This is a genomic window from Methylobacterium trifolii (assembly GCF_022179685.1).
Classification (GTDB): domain Bacteria; phylum Pseudomonadota; class Alphaproteobacteria; order Rhizobiales; family Beijerinckiaceae; genus Methylobacterium; species Methylobacterium trifolii.
This window is the reverse complement of the sequence record NZ_BPRB01000415.1, coordinates 1-2,376: the sequence shown is the minus strand read 5'-3', so window position 1 is coordinate 2,376 and position 2,376 is coordinate 1. Positions and strand designations below refer to the sequence as shown.

Annotated in this window: 2 protein-coding genes; both read left to right on the top strand. The window is 64.7% G+C overall.

Annotated features, from left to right (window positions below; all coding sequences use genetic code 11):
* Positions 1 to 1,347, top strand: a 1,347-nt coding sequence (locus tag COGEMETH_RS25430; RefSeq protein WP_238185439.1) for an AAA family ATPase, incomplete at its 5' end; no start/stop codon positions are given.
* A 301-nt stretch (positions 1,348 to 1,648) separates the two neighbouring features.
* Positions 1,649 to 2,376 (top strand): polysaccharide biosynthesis/export family protein (locus COGEMETH_RS25425; RefSeq protein ID WP_238185438.1); only part of this gene is annotated, 728 nt, incomplete at its 3' end.

Sequence of the window (2,376 nt, the reverse complement as noted above, 5' to 3'; positions counted from 1 at the left end):
GCCGAGGCCAAGGCGCGCATCGCGCGGATCAACGAGATCCTCGCCTCCGGAAGCCCGGACGTCGCAGTCACCGAGTCCCTCGGCAACCAGATCATAAGCACCCTGCGCCAGCGCTACATTGAGACAGCTACGTCTGTAGCCGAGATGACGTCGCGCTACGGTACGTTTCACCCCGCGGCAGAAAGCCGCCGGGCCGAGATGGCCGATCAGCGCAAGGCGATCATGGAGGAGCTCAACCGGATCGGCGAGGCCTCGCGCAGCGACTACGAGATCGCTCAAGCCCGCGAGAACTCCCTGACGAACGATCTCGCCAAGATGGTCGGAGCCGCGGCGCAGTCGAAGGAATCACAGGTAGTATTGCGTGAACTGGACACCGTCGCGCAGGCCTATCGCCGGATGTACGAAAGCTACCTTCAGAAGTTCCACGAGACGGTTCAGAAGGAATCCTTTCCAGTATCTGATTCGCGCATCATCACGTATGCGACTCCGCCCCTCGCCCCGAGCCAGCCGCGCACGATCCTCGTTATGGCCCTCGCTCTGCTGCTCGGCGGCGGCGCCGGCATCGGGACGGCGATGGTGCAGAAGACCTTCGACCGCAGCATTCGCTCGGCGTCGCAGGTACGGCGCGCGTTCGATCTAGATTGCCTCGGCATCGTGCCGTGTGTCGTCCAGTCCCCGATCTTCGGCAGGGCGCGTACGGAGGCGTCGTTCGTAGCTGTGGTCGAGGCGCCTGAGTCCCGATTCAGCAAGAGCCTTCAGGAAATCAAGACCTCCCTCGACATGGCGCGGGCGCTGCGCAGCATCCGGCGCATAGGTATTCTTTCGGCCGAGCCGGGAGCCGGCAAAAGCACACTGACGAGCAACCTTGCGGTCCTCTACAGCCTGTCCGGCCGGCGGATTCTTGTCATTGACGCTGACCTTCAAGGTCCTGGCCTCAGCCACTTGACGTCGGGCGGCGCGGGATTGCTCGAAGTGCTCGACGGGTCGGAGCCCGTCGCGACGGCAATAAGACACCCGGAGCGGGTGCCTTACGCGCTCCTCGCGCCCAGCGGCCACGACACCCCCCTCGACACGCGATTTCACCTTGGATCAGAGAGGATGCGTGTGATGCTCGACGGCCTTCAGGAACAGTACGATCTCACGATCATAGATCTGCCTGCCTTCAGCACCTCCGTCGATGCGCGCGCCATCAGCGTCCACCTCGACGCTGTCGTCCTCGTCATCGAATGCGGCGTGACCTCCGTGGAGGACGTGTCCGTAATGCTCAACGCCATCGCCGGCTCGAACGTCGCAGTTCTCGGGGTGGTCCTCAACAAGGCCGATGTGCGCACTGCCGGTGAAAGCTGATGGGAGGCGTCGCGAGGCGGTTTCGACAGGAAGTACGTGGCATGGTGGTGACGTTGATCTTGAAATCTCGGGCGATGTCCGGAGTGAAGCTGTCGTCTTGGTCGCGCACCGTTGAGGACGACCCGCGCGACGACGAAGCTGCTTGGTTCGATGATCGGCCGACGCCTGGACCGGTCGCTTCATGCGTCAACGCGGCCCTCGGGTGCGCGCTCAGCCTACTGTGGGTCGGCAGCCTCGCCGCCGCCGCGGCCCTCCATGCTCTCGTCCCGCGCTTGTCAGTCCAACGCCGTTGAGGTTTTCGATGCCGTCGGCCCCCCGCCGCCTCGTTACGTGCGCTCTGATCGCCGCATGTCTCGCCCTCGCCCCATCGCGCGGTTTCGGGGCCGGCTACACGCTCGGCCCCCAGGACAAGCTCCGCATCAAAGTGGTGGAGTGGCGAAGCAGCATCGGACAATTCTTCGAGTGGACGCCCCTCGTCGGCGAGTTCGTAATCAGCGGTGCCGGCGACCTATCCTTGCCCCTCATCGGAGAGATCAAGGCGGCGGGCCTGCGCACGGACGAGCTGGCTGCCGAAATCGCTCGCAGGCTCCGTGAAAGAGTCGGCCTCGTCGACCTGCCGGCCGCCTCGGTCGAAGTCTCCCAGTTCCGACCGTTCTACATCCTGGGACTCGTCGACCATCCCGGAGAGTATCCATTCCGCCCCGGCATGACAGTGCTCCAGGCGATCGGTATCGCCGGCGGCCTCTACCGCCCGACCGAGGCCGGCCTCGTGCGCATGCAGCGCGACGCGATCTCCGCAAACGGCGACTACCGGGTCCGCGATCTCGAGATCAAGACGAACCGGGCCAAGGAAGCGCGGCTGGCGGCTGAACTCGATGGGCGCGAGCGGATCGCTTTTCCAGCCGATCTCGCCGCAGACAAGAGCAGTAGCGACCTGCTGCGAGACGAGGAGCTCACCTTCCGCACCCGCCTCGACACGCTCAAAGCGCAGGTCGAGGGGGCTCAGCGCCTGATCGAGCTGTACCGCAA